This window comes from Moorena sp. SIO3E8 (assembly GCF_010692445.1).
Lineage (GTDB): Bacteria > Cyanobacteriota > Cyanobacteriia > Cyanobacteriales > Coleofasciculaceae > Moorena > Moorena bouillonii.
Genome location: NZ_JAAHHM010000015.1, coordinates 1 through 18578 on the forward strand (window position 1 = coordinate 1; position 18578 = coordinate 18578).

17 protein-coding genes and 1 pseudogene are annotated in these 18578 nt (G+C 42.6%); 9 read left to right on the top strand and 9 right to left on the bottom strand.

Annotated features, from left to right (window positions below):
* Nucleotides 1-713 (top strand): SMP-30/gluconolactonase/LRE family protein (locus tag F6K46_RS08525; RefSeq protein WP_293116935.1); only part of this gene is annotated, 713 nt, incomplete at its 5' end.
* 119 nt (nucleotides 714-832) lie between these two features.
* On the opposite strand, the gene F6K46_RS08530 is transcribed toward F6K46_RS08525, so the two are convergent.
* From F6K46_RS08530 to F6K46_RS08550, 5 genes and pseudogenes are all read right to left on the bottom strand, one after another.
* Nucleotides 833-1270 carry a hypothetical protein gene (locus tag F6K46_RS08530; protein WP_293055611.1) on the bottom strand — a complete coding sequence of 146 codons (438 nt, stop codon included), beginning with the start codon at nucleotides 1268-1270 and terminating at the stop codon, nucleotides 833-835.
* 93 nt (nucleotides 1271-1363) lie between these two features.
* A pseudogene (locus F6K46_RS08535) lies at nucleotides 1364-2864 on the bottom strand (IS66 family transposase).
* A gap of 64 nt (nucleotides 2865-2928) precedes the next feature.
* Nucleotides 2929-3330, bottom strand: a complete 402-nt coding sequence (locus tag F6K46_RS08540; RefSeq protein ID WP_293055608.1) for an iron-containing redox enzyme family protein — start codon at nucleotides 3328-3330, stop codon at nucleotides 2929-2931.
* Between the two features lie 98 nt (nucleotides 3331-3428).
* Nucleotides 3429-4241, bottom strand: coding sequence for a methyltransferase domain-containing protein (locus F6K46_RS08545; protein ID WP_293055605.1), 813 nt, complete (start codon nucleotides 4239-4241; stop codon nucleotides 3429-3431).
* A 122-nt stretch (nucleotides 4242-4363) separates the two neighbouring features.
* Nucleotides 4364-4870, bottom strand: a complete 507-nt coding sequence (locus tag F6K46_RS08550; protein ID WP_293055602.1) for a TerB family tellurite resistance protein — start codon at nucleotides 4868-4870, stop codon at nucleotides 4364-4366.
* 482 nt (nucleotides 4871-5352) lie between these two features.
* Here F6K46_RS08550 and F6K46_RS08555 point away from each other — a divergent pair, with 482 nt between their 5' ends.
* Complete coding sequence (locus tag F6K46_RS08555) at nucleotides 5353-6414, top strand: aldose epimerase family protein (protein WP_293116938.1); 1062 nt, start codon at nucleotides 5353-5355, stop codon at nucleotides 6412-6414.
* 145 nt (nucleotides 6415-6559) lie between these two features.
* Nucleotides 6560-7591, top strand: coding sequence for an SMP-30/gluconolactonase/LRE family protein (locus F6K46_RS08560; protein WP_293055596.1), 1032 nt, complete (start codon nucleotides 6560-6562; stop codon nucleotides 7589-7591).
* Nucleotides 7592-7773: 182 nt separating this feature from the next.
* Here F6K46_RS08560 and F6K46_RS08565 read toward each other — a convergent pair whose 3' ends face one another.
* Complete coding sequence (locus tag F6K46_RS08565) at nucleotides 7774-9210, bottom strand: PQQ-dependent sugar dehydrogenase (protein ID WP_293055593.1); 1437 nt, start codon at nucleotides 9208-9210, stop codon at nucleotides 7774-7776.
* A 350-nt stretch (nucleotides 9211-9560) separates the two neighbouring features.
* On the opposite strand from F6K46_RS08565, the gene F6K46_RS08570 reads away from it, so the two are divergent.
* Together F6K46_RS08570 and F6K46_RS08575 are read left to right on the top strand one after the other, a co-directional pair.
* Complete coding sequence (locus F6K46_RS08570; protein WP_293055590.1) at nucleotides 9561-10829, top strand: GTP cyclohydrolase II; 1269 nt, start codon at nucleotides 9561-9563, stop codon at nucleotides 10827-10829.
* Between the two features lie 62 nt (nucleotides 10830-10891).
* Entirely contained in the window at nucleotides 10892-12328 is a 1437-nt protein-coding gene (locus F6K46_RS08575; protein WP_293055587.1) for a URC4/urg3 family protein, read from the top strand.
* A 94-nt stretch (nucleotides 12329-12422) separates the two neighbouring features.
* Here F6K46_RS08575 and F6K46_RS08580 read toward each other — a convergent pair whose 3' ends face one another.
* Entirely contained in the window at nucleotides 12423-13550 is a 1128-nt protein-coding gene (locus F6K46_RS08580; RefSeq protein ID WP_293055584.1) for a site-2 protease family protein, read from the bottom strand.
* Between the two features lie 446 nt (nucleotides 13551-13996).
* Between F6K46_RS08580 and F6K46_RS08585 the strand changes: the two genes are divergently transcribed.
* Nucleotides 13997-14518, top strand: a complete 522-nt coding sequence (locus F6K46_RS08585; protein WP_330359479.1) for a 2TM domain-containing protein — start codon at nucleotides 13997-13999, stop codon at nucleotides 14516-14518.
* On the opposite strand, the gene F6K46_RS08590 is transcribed toward F6K46_RS08585, so the two are convergent.
* Nucleotides 14508-15563, bottom strand: coding sequence for a tetratricopeptide repeat protein (locus F6K46_RS08590; protein WP_293055581.1), 1056 nt, complete (start codon nucleotides 15561-15563; stop codon nucleotides 14508-14510). The two genes, F6K46_RS08585 and F6K46_RS08590, sit on opposite strands and share 11 nt — an antisense overlap.
* An 87-nt stretch (nucleotides 15564-15650) precedes the next feature.
* Nucleotides 15651-16316, bottom strand: a complete 666-nt coding sequence (locus F6K46_RS08595; protein ID WP_070392451.1) for a sigma-70 family RNA polymerase sigma factor — start codon at nucleotides 16314-16316, stop codon at nucleotides 15651-15653.
* Between the two features lie 169 nt (nucleotides 16317-16485).
* On the opposite strand from F6K46_RS08595, the gene F6K46_RS08600 reads away from it, so the two are divergent.
* The 3 genes from F6K46_RS08600 (at nucleotide 16486) to F6K46_RS08610 (ending at nucleotide 18477) form a co-directional block, all read left to right on the top strand.
* Nucleotides 16486-16635, top strand: coding sequence for a hypothetical protein (locus F6K46_RS08600; RefSeq protein WP_293055577.1), 150 nt, complete (start codon nucleotides 16486-16488; stop codon nucleotides 16633-16635).
* A gap of 105 nt (nucleotides 16636-16740) precedes the next feature.
* Complete coding sequence (locus F6K46_RS08605) at nucleotides 16741-17337, top strand: glyoxalase-like domain protein (RefSeq protein WP_070392452.1); 597 nt, start codon at nucleotides 16741-16743, stop codon at nucleotides 17335-17337.
* Nucleotides 17338-17433: 96 nt separating this feature from the next.
* The gene (locus tag F6K46_RS08610; protein WP_293055574.1) at nucleotides 17434-18477 is read left to right on the top strand and encodes a hemolysin family protein; all 1044 of its coding nucleotides are present in this window, start codon (nucleotides 17434-17436) and stop codon (nucleotides 18475-18477) included.
* Nucleotides 18478-18578: the final 101 nt, after the last annotated feature.

An 18578-nucleotide genomic window follows, 5' to 3' on the forward strand; every position in this document is an offset into this window, starting at 1 on the left:
TTTATAAATGGCAACCAGAGCAAAAAACCGAGATTTTTCGTCAACCTTCTGGCAATGCTAATGGTAATACGTTAGACCGCTCAGGGCGTTTAGTTACTGCCGAACATAGTAATCGTCGTCTATCCCTAACACAGAAAGATGGACAAATCGTAACTCTAGCTAGTCACTACCAAGGCAAGCGGCTGAATAGTCCCAACGATATAGCAGTCAAATCAGATGGTAGCATCTATTTTACCGATCCTCCCTATGGCATCAAATCCGAACAAGAAGAATTAGGGTTTTATGGTGTTTATCGCCTAGCACCAGATGGCACACTAACTCTGCTAGTTGATGACTTTGTGCGCCCTAATGGTATTGTCTTTTCCCCAGATGAAACTAAATTATATGTGAATGATTCACAAAGAGGTCATATTCGGGTTTTTGATGTCAAGCCAGACGGGATGTTAGAGAATGGAAAACTTTTTGCCGAACTGAAACCTCCTAGTCAGGAAGGCGCAGCAGATGGTATGAAGGTAGACATCCAAGGCAATGTTTACAGCACTGGACCAGGAGGAGTTTGGATTTTCTCACCACAAGGGGATCTACTTGGCATTATTGAAACACCAGAAGCGCCTGCTAATTTAGCCTGGGGCGACAGTGACTACCAAACCCTTTACATTACAGCAAGAAACAGTCTTTATCGTATCCGTCTTAAGATTAAAGGGATGCCCTAGAAAGTAATACTAATTATACTGCATTAATCAGAGACTTAGTAGGAGTATATAATTTATAATTCAGATTAATGGTAGTGGTACACAAGTAGTGATCGATAACAGAAGCGTCTAAACCTCGTCTATTTTCTGCAGATGTCTACTGAAGATAGTTCAAGATTGAGTGCATACATCTCATCCTGGAAGCGCATAAAAATATTCCATACCTCTTCAGTCACCATATAAACTAGGCTACGGGAAACTTCTATCTCATCTAGACGGCGGGCTAGATGGATAGAATCTCCAGCATGATCCGCTTCTACCACGCTATGTAAGGTGAGCCAAGTTAGATCATGCTCAGAAATTTCCTGAGTCCGCATGATTTGCTCATTGAGACATTCAATGAACTTCTTGGCGTAAATCTCTTCTACCAAAAATGCAGCGATGATAATAGTCGGATCAGGAGCATTAAAATAGCCTTCTAGTCGTTGTCTTAGTTTTATCCCAGGTGAGCTAATGTTCAGAGCATCCATCTTCCCGGTAGCAATTGACTCGTAACCGTTCAGGGGGGTTGTAATCATCAAAAAAACACACCCGGCAGGAGTAATAATGAAATAAAATTATTGAGCTGCGATCACTAGCTCTTGCTCATGCTCGTGATCAGAAATAGCTACCTATGGCAGTAACGAAGGGGCAGGTTTACCTGCGCGTGCAGCGGGGAATTGCATTTGTCAAAAACTCCAAGACATTACGCTGCTGGGACTTCAATGTTGTCACAACAGTTAACATACGAGCAACAAAAGCACTCCCTGCTTGAGTCTGAGAACCAAAACTGGTACGCCGCCAGATTACTGCTGGACGGATGGCTCTTTCTGCTGCATTATTTGTTGGTTCCACACCCTCAACACTCACAAACAACCATAAAGCTGGTTCAACTTTGAGTAGTTGGCGACAAGTGCGGACAGTTTTAGCAAGGGGTGTTTTCTCCTGTGACCCAATCGAGTAAGAATCTGCTTGTTTTAAAGTCAACTTGACCCCTTCACGTATCTCCAAGGGCTAGCAATTGAAACTGACAACGTTTCAAAGTACCATATAGTACTCGATGCCACAATTCAAACAGCTTCTCCTGTTGTTTAACCAATGCAGTCCCTAATTCTTTAGATACCCCAGGACGTTCCGAGATTTTAATGAATTCCCGTCGCCGATGTGCCCAACACAATTGCCGACGTTCCTTGTCTACCCAGTTATACGCACCATGACGGTCTGAGTTTAAAATACCACCAAAATTTTGACCCAGTAGGTTTGTCAGAAGCAGAGGTACAACGAGTTAGGGCAATCTCAAAAAATGTCACTAGTGGCGTGACTGCCACCCACAACCACGCTTTTCGTTGTTTGGGGTTTTTCCCATCTAGATTTCCGTGGATTTTAGCTCGTTTCGTCTGCTCCTACCACCTTTGAGTGTTGGACATAAAGTTTGGCATCCTCAACACTGCTTGCCACTGCATCGCTTGCTTCTTGCCGGAGTTTGTTTACCGTTCCTAATGACATGGAAATCTCAAACAAGTCAGCTAGAGCACTTTGCACCTGGCGTTGACTATTGCGGTAAACTCCACTCAGTAGTGCCACCATTGCTACTACTCGTACTCCGTATCCACTCCTGTTGACCTCCTCTGGCAATTTAGCCCTGGTTGATCTCTGACATTGCCCACACTTCAACGAGTGTAAACGATGCTCGATCACGATCGGTTCAATCGGTGGAATCTCTACTATTTGGTGGCGATAGGGGTTTTGATCTTCTCCACTTAGTCTTTTCCCACAACAGGAGCATTTGCTTGGATGATGGTCAATGATCTGGTTACACCGCTCGATTGGATACAAGTCTCGACTATGCCCATCATGACCTGGTTGACCTCCTCGTTTTCTCTTACTTTTGTTTTTCTGTGGTTTTTTTTCCAGCCCTGGTGGGTCAAAGGAAGGAGGCGATGATGAGTTCTTTGATGTCCGTCGGGTTTTTTCTAATAGCTGTTGCTGAACTGCCGATATATCTGTGAGTTGTTTTTTTAAATTTTCAATTTGCTGCGCCATTCCCTCTACCAGTTTTTTGACACTGGCTGGAGTTTCTTCCCAATCTGACCAGGGGACTTGCTCGCTCATGTTTGGGCGCTGCTGTTCCATGTTCCTTACCGCACGCATATTCTCGCTACCATTTTTGGCGAGGGCTCTTCTACCCCCTGAACGCTTACATTGACTCTGGTTGCCAGGGATGAAAGGCATGATAAAAGCGATTATATAGTAAAGTATGACACTGTTCAGGATTTCCGTTTCCAAGTTCATCATAGAGCTGTTTTACAAGTAAGCAACGAATAACATTATCGTCGATTCTAGACACAGCACTAGCGAGCCAGCGGACAAAATCTGCAGTAATCCCCTGAAGATTATGGAGAAGCAACCAAATGCTGGAAAGATCGATAGGCCTTAAATGCAACCACTGGAAGTAGTCATTTCTTATATCTTTTTGCTCGTAAAAATTAATGACTGCTTCTAGGCTTTGGTAATTCCGATCTGGAGTAGTTGAGTTATTCTCAGTAAAACTCAGAGACACTAGTGATTCTTTCTGAGAAACCGAATGAAATGTAACCATACAAAAATATCTTGTTAAAAAATTTCCCCAAAAACATCAGTCTACTATTTACTATAGTAGTTTATAGTAATTCAAGAGTGTTGTAGTCTTTAACTTGACTATCGTTTCCCTGATGCCCGATATATTGTCAATGCTACGGCACACTCAGGCTGGTTCGTAAGATTTCGGAAAAATTCTAGACCGGCTTCTAGCCTTTGATAATCCTTTCCCAGTTTTCGTGTCATTTCCATGAGAGTTGGTTGTATACAAGAGTGCATATACTCTACCAACTTCTCTAGATCTTGATCTTCAGTATTACCAAAGTTATAAAACGCCCATGGTATATTAGTGACCTCCCGAAAACCCACTGAATTTAAAAGTGGTCCCAAAATTCGCCCGATACAGGGATTACCATCTGCATATAAGAACATTTCACGGTAAGATTGTAGTAAATATTGATAATCAGGTGATTCCGGCCAAATCAGGTGAGTTTCGTAATCAGTTTCAGTTAAGGTAATTCGACCGCCTGGCTTGAGGACACGGTACGCTTCCTCCAGAATTGCTTTAGGATTTGAGACATGTTCTAAGAACCAGATGGCATAAACATGATCAAAACTGGCATCGGGCCAAGGAAGCTGAATGGCATCACCTACACGCAGATCAATGTTGTTTTCAAAACCAAGAGTATGTAAATAGTGCTGAGCGCATTCTATTTGAGTAGATTCGAGATCGATTCCAGCTACTCTCAAATCTGGAAAACTGTCTAGAATTATTCCTAAGACAGCACCTGTACCACAGCCGATTTCTAACAAATTCTCGGTAGGAAACAAATTGAGATCGCGCAATAGCACTTTGTCCCGCCAATATTGAGCTTGTTTAACTAAGCGTTGTTGCTCTTGATGTGAATAGCCATGTATGTAATTTTTGGACAAGTGTTAGTCTCCCAACTGAACTAATTTAGAAGATTGTCGATGAAGTTTATAAATTAAAATTTGTGATTATAACACACTTGAATTTGCATTGCCAGCACAAGAATGTGTTATAACCATCTAAACTATCCTATTGTTTCTAACACAGAATATCTTAATTTATCGGCTGCCTCTTCCATTTCTACTAGTGATTCAATCGCCATAACATCTGTAAGTGAAACACCTAAAATTTGAGCAGCTTTCCGAATGGCTTCTTTTTCCTTTTGATGATAGTCTCTATCAGCTCGGCACATCTTGATCGCTTGATATAAAATAACTTTTGGCGAATTCATGGGAAAATCAAAATTAATCTTCTCCAATAGCTCTTCGAGATTAACATCTTTCCAATTAAGGTTTTTGACAGTGGCAATATACTCTTTACTGATTTCTGGCAAATACTCTTCAGTACATCCGAACAAAACCAGCTCATCAATGTACCAATCCAATTCTGCCTCTGCCAGCTCACCCTCTGCACCAGCAATTGCCAACAACACACGACTATAATTAACCGCAACATCAAAGTCACCAGGTTGGTGAATATTGTATTGTCTTTTTGAATAGGGGGATGGTTGCAGTGCCTTGCCGTTACTCATATTTTGTGCTGGATTTGTCTAAGACGGATTTAATACTAAGCAATTTATCCTATACTAAAATTTTAACAATGTCAATTTTTTATAGGGCGTGTCATCAAATAGGTATCAATCTAGTTTAGAAGCGATGCATATCGTTAACAAATATAGAAATTCTACGACTTGTGAGGTAAAAATTTCTGAGGCGCGCACCAAAGCGCGAATTTAATTACGGGTCAAGCGCACCTAAGGGGTATTGAGGGTTTTCCCTGCTCGCGCTTTGCATGGAGACAGCGTGCCCATAGCCCATAAGTTGATAACTGATAGCTGAACGCGCACCCGTGGGCGTAGCGCATTAACTGATAGCTAATTTATTACAAAATTATCCCTCTATTATATTACTTTAAAAAACTCGTTATAATAGATGACAATTAATTCCTAAAAAATTAACTATGCTTACTGGCTCAATGTTACTAAAAACAATCACACTCTTTACCGCAATGGTAATGAGTGTACTGTTAGTAAAAGCAGATTTATACAAGAGATTTAACCCTGAGCAATCTTACCCCACAGCAAATAACTACCAGACCAAACAAAAAAAAAGTATAACCAAAAGTGAATTTGGCCAGACTAAAGATGCTCAAAACGTTTATCTCTATACTTTAACCAATACCAAGGGTTTAGTAGCTAAGATAACCAACTATGGTGCTACTCTTACTGCATTACACTTGCCTGACAAGAGCGGTGAGCTAGAGGATGTAGTGCTCGGATTTGATAGTCTAGAAGATTATTTGGCGGCTAAGCGCTACCTATATTATGGTGCAATTGTTGGTCGCGTCGCTAATAGGATTAAAGATGCTCAGTTCACTCTCAATGGTCAAAAGTATGATCTAGCTGCTAATGCCCCTCCCCATCACATCCATGGTGGTAACAAGGGTTTTGACAAAGTGGTTTGGAATGCTGAACCAATTAACAGTAGCCAAGGACAGGCACTAAAACTAACTTATCTGAGTGCTGACTCAGAAGAAGGATATCCAGGTGATTTGACAGTTACAGCTATTTACACTCTGACTAACGATAATGAGTTAAAGCTGGAAATGACCGCTACCACTAACAAACCTACTCCTGTCAACTTGGTGAATCATACATATTGGAACTTGGCTGGTCATGCTTCTGGAAATATTCTAGGACAATATTTAACGATCAATGCCGATAGATATACGCCTAACAACGAACAGCGCATCCCTACAGGAGAGATTAAATCAGTTAAAGATACACCCTACGACTTTACTCAGCCTCAGTTGATTGGAGATGGCATTAATCAGCTTAGAAATACCCTAAAGCCAAACTATCCAGGAGGCTACGACCTCAATTATGTCTTGAATGGAGAATCAGAAAAAATCAAACTGGCAGCTACTGTATATGAACCAAAATCTGGTCGGGTGATGGAGCTTCACACTAATCAGCCAGGAATACAGTTTTTTTCGGGAAATCTTCCTAAGCTTAGAACTGTGGGTAAAGGAGATGTTGTTTATACAAATCATCAAGGTTTGTGCCTAGAGACCTGAGGGGGTGACATGAGCCCTGAAAAGCTTACTAGGTAAGGCTTTGATGCCAATTATTTCAGGAAAGATAAACTCCCAAATTGACCCTTCTTTGATGTTCTGGACGCTCAAACCCTTATAACTACGTCCAAGGTCGGTCCAAAACAGCATGTATCTTTTTGTAACAGATGAGCTGAATATCTTACCCAGTAAGGATTTTAGCTTGCATGTCACCCCCCCAGGCCTAGAGACACAACATTTTCCTGACTCAGTCAATCAGCCTAACTTTCCTTCGGTTATCTTGCATCCAGGTGAAACTTACCGACACCTAATGGTTTATAAATTTTACACCAAACAAAATAATCTAGGAAAAATTATTGCTCCCAATACTCAAGTTGAAAAGGTAGCAGGAGGTTTTAAGTTTACTGAAGGACCTGTTTGGCATCCCGACGGCTTTCTACTATTTAGTGATATTCCAGCTAATACCATTTATAAATGGCAACCAGAGCAAAAAACCGAGATTTTTCGTCAACCTTCTGGCAATGCTAATGGTAATACGTTAGACCGCTCAGGGCGTTTAGTTACTGCCGAACATAGTAATCGTCGTCTATCCCTCACACAGAAAGATGGAAAAATTGTAACTCTAGCTAGTCACTACCAAGGCAAGCGGCTGAATAGTCCCAACGATATAGCAGTCAAATCAGATGGTAGCATCTATTTTACCGATCCTCCCTATGGCATCAAATCTGAACAAGAAGAATTAGGCTTTTATGGTGTTTATCGCCTAGCACCAGATGGCACACTAACCCTGCTAGTTGATGACTTTGTCCGCCCTAATGGTATTGTCTTTTCCCCAGATGAAACTAAATTATATGTGAATGATTCACAAAGAGGTCATATTCGGGTTTTTGATGTCAAGCCAGACGGGATGTTAGAGAATGGAAAACTTTTTGCGGAACTGAAACCTCCTAGTAAAGAGGGGGCAGCAGATGGTATGAAGGTAGACATCCAAGGCAATGTTTACAGCACTGGACCAGGAGGAGTTTGGATTTTTGATCCCAGCGGCAACCTACTGGGCATTATTGAAGTGCCAGAAGCTCCCGCTAATTTAGCCTGGGGTGATAGTGACTACCAAACCCTTTACATTACAGCAAGAAACAGTCTTTATCGTATCCGTCTTAAGATTAAAGGGATGCCTTAGAACATCATACTAATTATACTGCATTAATCAGAGACTTAGTAGGAGTATATAATTCATAATTAAGATTAATAATAGTGAATTTTTAGGATGGGTTTCGCTATCGCTATACCCATCTATCTCTCCCTCCTATTCAGTTTTATCCTTCAACCTAACCTACAATAATGTGAATTCCATAACCATCATTATTGCAAACTATTCTGGTCAATAGGGGATTTTGCTGAACGAACGAGTTTCCTAACTTTACCATCTTGTTTTGATGTCACATAGATTTCTCCTTCTTCGTCCACCCCGAATCGCACATCAGAGCGTTTTTTACCAATAATTTCTAGAAAAGAAGCGTCTTGCTCTCCGTCAAAGAATCTGAGTTCTTTTATTTTTGCCTGTTTGCCATTGATAAGTTCATCTACAGGAACGTGGAAAAATCTGGCATCATGAGCGAAGTCAGCAAAAATGTATTGACCGATTAATTCAGGAATTGCTTTGCCCCGATAAACATAACCACCAGCGATCGCAATTCCATAGAAGCCTTTTATGTCGGGGGGGATGTCATGGTCATATTGGGCAACGGGATAAGTATAGCCATAGGAGCGATCATTTTTGGGTAATGCAAACAAAACATTTTCATTATTTTCCTCTATAACCCAAGTACCTTCCCGCTCGCCCCAACCATAGTTAGCTCCTTTGATACCAAGATTAATTTCTTCAATAAAAGCCTGACCAGTATCAGCAATCAACATTTTGCCTTCGCCACCAGTATCCCAGCTAAAACGATGGGGATTACGCAGTCCATAAGCCCAGATTTCACCCAAGGTCTTAGGATCGTCATCTGTAACAAAAGGATTATCACCAGGAATACCATATTTACCATTAACACTCTTATTCCCAAAGGGATCGATTCTGAGAATTTTGCCCAGGGGTGTTCCCAGATTCTGTCCATTATCCAAGGGATCGGTATCGCTAACAGGGTAGCCATCACTACCGCCATCAGCTACTGCAATGTAGAGCAAGCCATAATCATCATCCCCTGGTTTAGCATTGGGATTAAAGCCCAATTGTCCAACATTATGATCTGGGTAAGGCTCTTCAATGCGCAAAATCTCACGGGATGTTCCCGCAAAAGTATTGCTAGAAGGGTTTGTTGCCTTCCACTCGCGAATTACATCGTGGTGGGCACTTTCGATAATGTTATTGTTACTGTCAATAATTGGTTTGGTAACGGGGAAGTCAGGAGTACCGCCAGTTTTAACTTCGCTAGTTACAGTATAAAAAATTCCATTGTTAGCAAATTCTGGATGAAAAGCAAAATAAGCGAAGCCCTGTTGAGGAGTTTCATAAGTAAAGTCTGCACAAATTAGTTTTTTCAGATTCATATAAACAGTAGCAGTGCCGTCAACAATGACATACAACTTGCCACGCATATCGTTAACAAATAATCGTCGGGTCCCATCTCCTGCATGGGTAAGCAGGTTCAAGCGAGCAGCTTTCTTTCTTCCAGTTCCACTGTTGGGAATTTGAACAACTTCTTCCAATCCCACAGATAGTTCTGACTTTTTAATTGGCTCGGGAATGGGATCGGTTATCTGGGCAGAAGAAATCCTGGTAACAGCAAAGATGACCAAGAAGAGCGACAATATAAAACAGAGAAGGCGAAATTTATTCATACATAATATGAATGCTGCTAAGGTAAGGGCGCAGACGCTAAAAATCTGAGAAATACCAAAATACGAAACTCCTTGTTATAATTACCTTGTGAGGGATTGAGCTTGGAGTCATGGTGGCGTAATTTGGTTTTTTGCATGTTACAGCTCAAGGCACTGGTTCCGCAATAATTCTTGCCCACTAGAGCAATAGTAATAGAAACTACTGATAGTCCTGTTAGAAATTGTTACTATATTAGTTTATCTCTATTAACTAAGTCTTAGCATCTAAGACCTAGACACTTGTTGGTGCATTCTACAGAGTAACTCTAATGGAAGATTTAACAACTATCAGCAAACCCAAGCATATTGTTTTAACCTCCCATCCTAGCTCTTCTAGATTAAATTCTCCAGCAATTAACTGGGGAGAAAGTGACCCCCTCAAACGAGGACCTATTGTCGGTACCTTAGTTAACTCAGCTCATCGCAATGTTATTGGTACTCACTCAGGCTCCTATTCAGTGTATCGAGCTTTAGCCGTAGCCAGTGGTACACTCCAGCCCAATCACCGCCCGGATCTCACCAACACTGCTCCCATCGTTCCTATTGGTCCTCATCCGAGTTGGACTGACCCTAATTTGATTGTTTCTCTCGACCCCTTTGGGGCGATGGTAGGTGAAGTTTATAGCGATTTATATCAGCAGGGATACGACATTAGACCCACAATTGCCATCACCAAAGCTCATATCAATATGCCAGAACTACAGGATGCTGTAGAGAAAAAACGTTTAGCAATTGATGGCAAAATTATTAAAAACGATGGTAGTTTAGTAGTAACTAAAGTAGCAATTGACCCGGTTTGGTATCTACCCGGAATTGCCCAACGATTGGACATTCAGGAAAGTTACCTGCGCCGTGCTCTATTTCAGCAAACCGGTGGCATGTTTCCAGAACTGATCACTCGCCCCGATTTAAAGGTATTCTTACCCCCCATTGGTGGCATCACTGTCTATTTAATTGGTGATGTGGCAGCCATTACTGAACCGAATCGACTGCTGGCTGTACGAGTTCATGATGAATGTAATGGTTCCGATGTTTTCGGTTCCGACATCTGCACCTGTCGTCCCTATCTAGTCCATGGTCTAGAAGTCTGTGTCGAGACAGCCCAAGCTGGAGGTGCAGGTGTGATTGTTTATTTCCGTAAAGAAGGTCGCGCCTTAGGTGAAGTGACTAAGTTTCTAGTGTATAATGCTCGCAAACGTCAGGCAGGAGGTGATAGCGCTAATGCCTACTTCAACCGTACAGAGTGTGTGGCTGGGGTTCAAGATATCCGCTTCCAAGAACTAATGCCTGATGTGCTCCATTGGCTGGGAATTAAACGAATTGACCGTTTTGTCTCCATGAGCGATATGAAATATAACGCTATCGTTCAATCCGGTATTGAGATTATTCAGCGCATTCCCATTCCAGAACACTTGATTCCCGCTGATGCCCAAGTAGAAATCGCTGCCAAAAAAGCTGCTGGTTATTACACTGAACATACAACTGAACTAGATGCGATCGCATTGGCTGAAATTCAAGGGCGTGGTTTAGCCGATTAGTCTTTATCGTCAATAGTCAATAGTCACTCGCGAATTGCCCATTCCCTAATTCCCTGTTACCTATGTCATCTGTCGATAATGCACAACAGCAGTTAATCGCTTACTTAAGAACCCCATTGGCAATTCGGGAGAGATGCGATCGCATTTTCACCTTAGCTACTGCTGACCAGTTGCAGTACTTTCGCTGCAATTTAACCAAGCTAGAGCAAGTAGCTAACTATGTAATCGAGGTCATGCAGCAGCACTACCCCGATTTCCAGATTCCATTTCATAGTCGCTGGCGGCATTTTGAGGTAGGAAATGTCCCTCGTCTTCAGGAACTAGACCAGAAATTGGCAGGATTCACTCCACTCCAAAAAGCCCAAACCAAATTCGACTTAGTTATCATTAGTGTCTTACTCGATGCTGGCGCTGGCAGCAATTGGCAGTATCATGAACCAGAAACCGGACTAGTGTTTCGCCGTTCCGAAGGATTAGCCGTTGCTAGTTTCCGCATGTTCTGTCAGGGAGCTTTCTCCAGCGACCCAGACCTACCTTGGCAAGTCGATGCCAAAGGACTTCAATCCTTGAGTGCCCATGACTTAGCCCAGGGATTCCAGGTCAGTCAAACCAATCCACTCATAGGTATAGAGGGTAGGCTAGCTTTACTACAGCGCTTAGGTAAAGCAATGGTTTCATTACCACAGATGTTTGGAAAAGTCAATCCTCGTCCTGGCAACTTAGTAAATTACTTGGTAAATTACTTGGTAAATTACCAATTGCTAGATAAGTTGCAGGTTACCAAGGGATTGCACGATAGCAACTTCAACCTTGAAAGTTGCCAAGACAACCAAAGCTGGGTCAAGCCACTTACAGATTTACAACCTCTCCAGGAGCAACCTGCAACTTGTCAACCAGCTAACCTACAACCTGCCAAGCTACAACCTGCAACCTGTGAACTGGCCAACCTTCTAAGTGCGACTAACCTATTCAGCACCGTCCTGGAGGGATTAGGGGATATTTGGCCAAAACGAGAATCAATAGCGGGGGTCAATTTAGGGGATGTGTGGCAACATTCTGCTCTCAAAGGGGATAACTACGGTTCTGAGTATGTACCATTTCACAAACTCTCCCAGTGGTTAACTTACTCTCTATTAGAGCCATTGCAGGAACTGGGTTTAGAGATTACTGAACTTGATCAGTTGACCAGCTTAGCAGAATATCGCAATGGGGGCTTATGTTTAGATCTAGGATTACTAGAAGTCAAGGATAGCGCTATTTTACAACAGTCTCACTTACCCAGCTCCGAAGTGATTATTGAGTGGCGAGCACTCACCGTTAGTTTGCTAGATCAAATAGCAGCAACTATTCGTCAACAATTGAACCTGAGTGCTACTGAATTGCCACTAGTAAAAGTCTTACAAGGAGGAACTTGGACAGCAGGACGTAGAATTGCTACTCAATTGAGACCAGGAGGCTCTTCCCCGATTCAGATAGACAGTGATGGCACAGTCTTTTGAGAAAATTTGACTTGCTCAATTGGGTACTCAAGCCTAGTTGGGTGATCTAGTTGGGTCAGTTACCCATTACCCATTACCCATTACCCATTACCCATTACCCATTACCCTCAATAGCCTTTTTTCGTTCTTCGAGGATACTGCGAATGGAAGCTGTATCCAGAATTCCCACCAGTACACCCTTGTCACCAACAATAGGTAGCTGATCTAGCTGCTCTTTATCCATAATTTTGACAACCTCTAACAGAGAATGGTCCGATTGAACAGTTTTCAAAGTCTTAACAGGCTTCATCAGTGCTCTTACTGGAGTCACCGGCCAATTAGAGGTAGGAACAGTTTTGAGATCATCCACTACTACAACTCCTAGCAGTTGGCCCGCTTCATCAGTTACTAGAAACTTGCGCCACTGATTTTTACCAATAATGTACTCGTTAGCAAACTCCCTTAGAGACAAATCAGCGAATACAATTGGGCTGTTGGGAATGACCGCATCTTCTGCTGTCAAGCCCTCTAACTGGTCTTTAACCATAGCAGATTGGGCCGACATGCCAGCATTTTGGAGCAAGAACAAACCAATTAAGGCAAACCAGATGCCATTAAAGCTACCATACAGCAGGATTGGAAGCACTCCATAAATAATTCCTCCCCAACCAAAGAACTGACCAACACGGCTAGCAAATAACACACCTTTGTGTGGGTTGTCCGTAACTTGCCAAACCAGTGCCTTCAGGATGTTACCCCCATCTAGTGGTAAGCCAGGAATTAAGTTAAACAATGCTAAAGCCAAGTTGATGGAGGCGAGGAGTCCAACAATTGATGCCAATGAACTAGCTAGATTAGCATTAGCCTGAACGGCAGTTAGTAGAGCAAATAGTAGCAAACTAACAGCTGGACCAGCAATCGCAACTAAGAACGCCTCTAGTGGACTTTTTGATTCTTTCTCCAGGCTAGCTAGACCACCAAATAGGAAGAGAGTGATAGATTTAACCTCAATTCCCTGCTGGATCGCTACAAAGCTGTGTCCTAGTTCATGAGCTAAGACAGAGGCAAATAACAAAAGTGCCGTAACAAATCCTAAAAACCATGGCAAAACACCGCTCAATCCTGAAAAATTTGCTAAGTCACCTCCGAAATCAAAGGTAACTAAAGCTAAGATTAGAAACCAGCTTGGATTCACATAAAAGGGAATGCCAAATAAATTCCCAACACGAATACTGCCGTTCATGCAGACTACCTCAAACTCTCCTAAGACGTTTTTTTATACCAAGTTGGCTTATAAGGTAGTAGATAGGTTATGGTTCATGGTTAACAGTTCATGATTCATAGTTCATGAAAAATAAACTATGATACCATTGCCAGTTATCCTTGGCAGTAAAGGGTTTATCGCTTTTGCCAATCAACAATCAACCAAGAGCAATGAACAATTAACCTACCTTCAAGCAACTCGATAGTAGTTTCGTCTTTCATGGTTCTATCGTAACGAAATGTAAAAGATTTGCCGATTGCTTAAATGCCGTAAAATCCGTCCACGCTTAGTGCGGTTTTAGGAATGCAGGTGGTTTGACCCCTCTGTGTTTCCATCGGCATAATAAAATTAAGCACCGCTCAAGCGTGTTTAGAGCAACATCTTCTTTAAGCACTACCCCCCTTCCTACTAGTTAAACTGACTAAATGATGTCCGTCTTTGAAACCAAAATCACCCACTCTTACAACCAACAAGATATCCAGCAAATCCTCAATCTAGCCCTGGCACGTCAGGAAATGGTTGAAGATTTTTCCCGTGAACAGTTGGTAGAAATTGCTTCTGAATTAGGGATTTCAATCCACACTCTCTTGGAAGCCGAACGAGAATGGCTAGCCCAGCAACAAGAAGAGCAAAAACGTCATGAATTCAATAACTACCGACGTAGCCAATTTAAAAAAAGTTTTGGAAAGTTTGTAATCGTTAATAGTTTTTTGTTGGCGATTAATCTAATTAACGTTGGTTACCTGTCTTGGTCTTTATATATTTTATTGTTCTGGGGTTTGTGGATAGCACTCAGAGCATGGAATACTTATCAAATACAGGGCGATGACTACGAAAGAGCTTTCCAAAAATGGAAACTTCAAAACCAGGTAAAACAGATCGCCCAATCAACGTATACTAGTCTCAAAAACTGGATTCAAGACCAAGGACTAATGACTAAGGAGTAACATAAATAATTTGAGCTAAATCGCTGATTAACAATGTTTCTTCCTGAATATCTCCTAAAGCATGAGCCACTGCGATCGCTTTTTCATAAAAAGCCCGAGCTTCTAACCAATTACCAGTGTCTTGGTATAACTGGGCAAACAACTTTAGAGCAACAAGCTCTTCACGGCGATTGTTTTGTTCTTGTGCCAAAGCCAGATATTCCTTTAGTGCTTTCACCGCTTGCCGATTCTTACCTGTAGCAATATGGGTTAACGCTATACCCTTAATAGCACGAATCTGATTGAAAACATTGTCAACTTTTTCAGCCAGTATCTGGGCAATGCGGTAAGAATACAAAGCATCTTTTTCCTGTCTAGCGGCGAGATAGGCATCTCCCAAATTATTCCGGATATTCGTCTCACCTAACTTATCCCGAGAGCGACGCCGTAAAACTAGAGCAGCTTCATACCACTTAATCGCCTCGGGATAGTTTCCCCCTTGAGCTGCCACTAAGCCTAGATTATTCAGACTCAACCCTTCACCGTCATCATCCTTAATCGTACGGGAAATGGTCAGTGCTTCCGTAAAAGCTTCCTGGGCCGCTTTGAGGTTTCTCGTTTGCAGTAATAAGATTCCAATATTATTTATACTATAAATCTGTGGCTGAAAACTTTGTTGAGAACGAGCAGCACCCAAGCCTCGGCGCAAGGCTCGCTCTGCATCTTGATAGCGTCCCAACTTAGCGTAAGTCTGACCTAGGGAATTGTAAGTCTTACCCAATCCCTCAAAATCACCAATTTGCTGATAAATTTCTCCCGCTTGGGACAAATACGCGATCGCATCGTTCAATTTACCACTCTGTTTTGCCAGCTCTGACTGTTCCAGGAAAAAATCTGCCCGATTTCTGGCTTTGCGGTCACGAAGATTGTCTAAAGGGATTGCCAGTTGTTGGTCAATGCTCCGAGTCTGACCCCAAGCCATCGGGCATGGCAACATTACCAAGGGGGTAAAGGCTAGCGCTATGATTCCGGAAAGACTAGTCACCAACCTGCTACGATTCGCCATACCAAAAGACTCCGTTTGATCAACGTTTCTGCTATTATCGAAGTTATGATCAAAGTACCCCAATCAAGGGTGCAAACTAACCGCCCCTTATTCGCTCAAAACCGGTACTGCAAAGAGATCAGACTCTTCTCGATTCTTAGCTTCGACCCCCAGATAGACCACCCGAATATCCTCGGGTAAAGCAGCTTCCAACAGTTCATAGCCTTCTTGAAGTTCTTTTCTCACCTGAGCTGGAGTAATCATTTCTCCCTCCGCTTGCAGATAAGCCGCAATTCGCGTTTCACTCCAGTGAAAGGTCTGAGCCATGATTACCATCAACCGCACCGCTGGTGGTAGCTGTTCCAATGCCATTTCCAGATAACACCACAAGGGTGGTGGTGCGACATTGAGATTATAGTGAATAGACTCCACTGGTGGCAAGTCTGCCTGGTTAATACAAACCGCCGTTAGGTTTATAATCTGGTTTTGGAAGGAGGTTGACTCTAGTCCATAATCCTCCCGCAAATCCATGCCACCCAGTTCGTGATAGATGTGACGCCAAGTCAGAGCAAATAGATATTCCGCCTGTACAGGCGATCGCGCTGAGTGGCGCACTAATGTATAGACAATAGGACTGTAGCGACAGAAAATTGCTGTAAAGTACTTCCCTTCAGACCGATGACGCTGAAACAAAGTCAGCAATTCCTGATCACTATGATGAAACAGTGATTTAATAAGTGGATGCTTAGATTCAGGAAAATTGGGAATTTGCACAATCTTTCAATAAAAGCTGTAATTAGGAGAATTAGACTAGATGCATCCTGATCTCACCACAACCCCCTCATCTTGAGAAAGGGGAAATGCCGATGGTTAACTGGCATTGGAGTAGATCAATGTCGGGACCTAATATCCTAGGTCTGCACTAGACCTCAAGATGAAGGAGATGGATGACGATACCAAGTCTACAACCTTTGGTGCTCCGATGCTCCTTCAGTTGAAGCTAAAATCGAGAAAAAGCGTTCGCGTAGCGTGGCCCAAAGGCCATCGCCAAGGTGCGCGCCTCCTAGGGCGAGAGGAATTGCTCGCGCCCTAGGGTCGCACCTCAATGTCTGATGGTAATAATATTACCTACGATTGGACAAAAAGTTCATAAGGACCTTTAAACTAATTTATCCAGTTGCTAACTCTGTTTAAGTTTATGATTCTATCAGTTGATATTATTTCCTGGCTAACTTCACCCCTGCCTCTTGGCGCATTTTTACCCTCTTTGCCTTTAGATAGCCTGTTTTCCACTCAAGGCATCATGGTAATGCTCCTAGCCGCCTATGCCTTTGCCATGTGGATGTTTTTGACCAGCGCTCCAAAAGTTCACACCATCATGGTGTCTGATTTGGCAATAGCGCGACAGTTTTATGAAGGCTTGCTAGAGTTATCCGCAGCAGAAGTCCCCCTACATTACTACTATAATTACGAGCAGACCATGGGCAGTACCAGCATTGATCCCCTATATATGTCAACCAATCTGGGCACCACCCAAGCTACCCAGTTCAGTGGTACTGATGGGCTATGGTACCAGTTAAAGAAGAATACCCAGCTCCATGTGATTTCCGGAGCTAGCTTGGGCAATAAAAACCAACAACGTCACGTGTGCTTTGACCATGAGTGCTTGGATCAAGTTTTGATGCTGGTGCAGATGAGACGGCTGAAATACAAAGTGCGCACCCTCAAGCCCCTTAACTTTTTGGTCAAGGATGTGGACGATCGTGTAATTGAACTGGCAGAAGTTTCTAATTAGCGGTTAAATCAATAATGGTGAGTTAATCAGGGATTAGGCGGGTAACAATTGCCCGTAGCGCACCAGCCTAAGGTTTTACGCCTAATCACATTTACCATGTTTGAAGTCATTATCGCAGTACTTATCGTTCTGTTCGGTTCAGCCATCTGTGCTATGGCAGAAACCGCTTTGTTTTCAGTGCCTACTGTTAAAGTCCGACAGTTAGCGCAGTCAAACAAGCCTGCAGTGTTAGCACTACTGGCGATTCGCAAAAACATGAATCGGCCCATAGCTACCATTGTTATTCTCAACAACACCTTCAACATTGTTGGCAGCATCGTAATTGGTTCCCTTGCTGCTAGGGTCTTAGGAGAGGCTTGGTTGGGGGTTTTTTCAGGTCTATTTACCTTTCTCATTATTGTATTTGGGGAAATTGTCCCGAAAACCCTTGGTCAGATCTACGCCCAAAACATCGCCCTACTCGTGGCTCTACCAGTTCGGTTCTTAACCGTTGTGTTTACGCCTCTGGTGTGGTTGATGGAAAAAATTACTGCTCCGTTTACTAAAGGTCAAAAACTTCCTACCACCAATGAGGCGGAAATCCGGTTTTTAGCCAAGGTTGGGTATCAAGAAGGGGTGATTGAAGATGATGAAGCAGAAATGATCCAACGAGTATTTCAGTTAAATGATTTGACTGCATCTGATTTAATGACACCGCGAATCCTAACCACCTATTTACATGGTAATACCACTTTGGCTGATGCTAAACCAAGCATTATTGCTTCGCCTCACACCCGGATGCCTGTGGTTGAAGACTCTATTGATAAAGTTATTGGAATTGCTCTCAAAGATGAGTTACTCACAGCAATCATTGAAGACAAACATAACCAACCCCTTGCTTCTCTGATTCGTCAAGTCCGCTTTGTACCTGAAACTGTTCGGGCTGATAAGCTACTGAAAACCTTTCAGCAAACCCGTGAACATCTGATGGTTGTACTGGATGAATATGGGGGTGTTTCTGGTGTAGTCACCCTGGAAGATGTACTGGAAGTGCTAACCGGTGAAATTGTTGATGAGACTGATCGAAACATTGATCTACAAGCAATTGCTCGTAAACGGCGAGAAAAAATGTTGCAATCTTATGGGCTTGATCAGGATTAGTTTTCGGTAAAATAATAAATAGAGGCTTTTTCTTTGAGATGTAAACATAGAATTGAAAAAAAGCGATTAATCGCTGCTATTATGTCCCTATTGCCTGTTAC

Excerpts from the sequence above, each read along its gene's own strand:
- F6K46_RS08530 (WP_293055611.1), bottom strand. The coding sequence starts at position 1,270 with ATGATTACAACCCCCCTGAACGGTTACGAGTCAATTGCTACCGGGAAG.
- F6K46_RS08540 (WP_293055608.1), bottom strand. The coding sequence starts at position 3,330 with ATGGTTACATTTCATTCGGTTTCTCAGAAAGAATCACTAGTGTCTCTG.
- F6K46_RS08550 (WP_293055602.1), bottom strand. The coding sequence starts at position 4,870 with ATGAGTAACGGCAAGGCACTGCAACCATCCCCCTATTCAAAAAGACAA.
- F6K46_RS08555 (WP_293116938.1), top strand. The coding sequence starts at position 5,353 with ATGAGTGTACTGTTAGTAAAAGCAGATTTATACAAGAGATTTAACCCT.
- F6K46_RS08560 (WP_293055596.1), top strand. The coding sequence starts at position 6,560 with ATGTATCTTTTTGTAACAGATGAGCTGAATATCTTACCCAGTAAGGAT.
- F6K46_RS08570 (WP_293055590.1), top strand. The coding sequence starts at position 9,561 with ATGGAAGATTTAACAACTATCAGCAAACCCAAGCATATTGTTTTAACC.
- F6K46_RS08575 (WP_293055587.1), top strand. The coding sequence starts at position 10,892 with ATGTCATCTGTCGATAATGCACAACAGCAGTTAATCGCTTACTTAAGA.
- F6K46_RS08580 (WP_293055584.1), bottom strand. The coding sequence starts at position 13,550 with ATGAACGGCAGTATTCGTGTTGGGAATTTATTTGGCATTCCCTTTTAT.
- F6K46_RS08585 (WP_330359479.1), top strand. The coding sequence starts at position 13,997 with ATGATGTCCGTCTTTGAAACCAAAATCACCCACTCTTACAACCAACAA.
- F6K46_RS08590 (WP_293055581.1), bottom strand. The coding sequence starts at position 15,563 with ATGGCGAATCGTAGCAGGTTGGTGACTAGTCTTTCCGGAATCATAGCG.
- F6K46_RS08600 (WP_293055577.1), top strand. The coding sequence starts at position 16,486 with ATGGATGACGATACCAAGTCTACAACCTTTGGTGCTCCGATGCTCCTT.
- F6K46_RS08605 (WP_070392452.1), top strand. The coding sequence starts at position 16,741 with ATGATTCTATCAGTTGATATTATTTCCTGGCTAACTTCACCCCTGCCT.
- F6K46_RS08610 (WP_293055574.1), top strand. The coding sequence starts at position 17,434 with ATGTTTGAAGTCATTATCGCAGTACTTATCGTTCTGTTCGGTTCAGCC.